The 776-nt window shown below is 68.6% G+C and carries 2 protein-coding genes; both read left to right on the top strand.

Features of this window, described 5'->3' with window-relative positions; genetic code table 11:
• Positions 1–375, top strand: a 375-nt coding sequence (locus ON23_RS09850) for a hypothetical protein (protein WP_039777690.1), incomplete at its 5' end; no start/stop codon positions are given.
• A gap of 105 nt (positions 376–480) precedes the next feature.
• A partial coding sequence (locus ON23_RS09845) for a hypothetical protein (RefSeq protein ID WP_039777691.1) occupies positions 481–776 on the top strand: 296 nt, incomplete at its 3' end.

Here is a 776-nt window from a genome sequence, read left to right as displayed (position 1 = left end):
GTGGAACAGCTCGGGCGCGCGCTCCGGGTGGAACTCGGCGGGACGGGTGCCTCGGCCGGAATCGCCTATTTCGGCGTGGTGGAGACGGCGATGACCCACGACACCCTGGACGAGGACGAGCTGGGCGCCGAATTCGGCGCGCTGCTGCCCTGGCCGCTGAATCAGCGCATCACCGCCCGGCGGGCCGCCGAGGTGATCGCCGGCGCCATCGAACGCCGCTCCGCGCGCACCGTGGCGCCCGCGGGGTGGGAACCGTACGCCCTGCTACGGGGCGCGGTGAACGTGGCCCTGGATCACAAGCTGAGCGTCGACGAGCGGGTCCGCTCGCTGACGCAGCGGCTCGAAGAGCGCATTCTCGCAGATCGCGGCCGGTAACCGGGTTCGCAAATCTGAGAGATTTCAAAGGATCGGCACAGATTCCGATCAGGACCGATCGGCACCATGGATCCCGAGGACCCACTCGGCGAGATGAGGTGTGCGATGGTCGATATCGAGATCACGGGTACGACGGTGACCGTCCACGTCCGTGGCACCCACCGTTTGCTCTCGCTGTGCGAACGGGTGCGCTTCGATCTGTCCCACATCGTGGCCGTCGCGCCCGCCGAGGTCGATCTGCGGCCGCCGTGGATGCGCGCGCCCGGCACCTTCTTCCCGGGCGTGATCGCGGCCGGCGTCTTCCGCGGCAAAGGCCGCAAGGAGTTCTGGGATACCCGCTTCGACGGCCGCGGGGTGCGGATCGAACTGACCGGCACCGAATTCAGCCGGATCGTCGTCGA

The sequence above is a fragment of the Nocardia cerradoensis NBRC 101014 genome (genome assembly GCF_000308535.1).
Taxonomy (GTDB): Bacteria; Actinomycetota; Actinomycetes; order Mycobacteriales; family Mycobacteriaceae; genus Nocardia; species Nocardia cerradoensis.
This window is presented reverse-complemented; position numbering and strand designations above follow the sequence as displayed.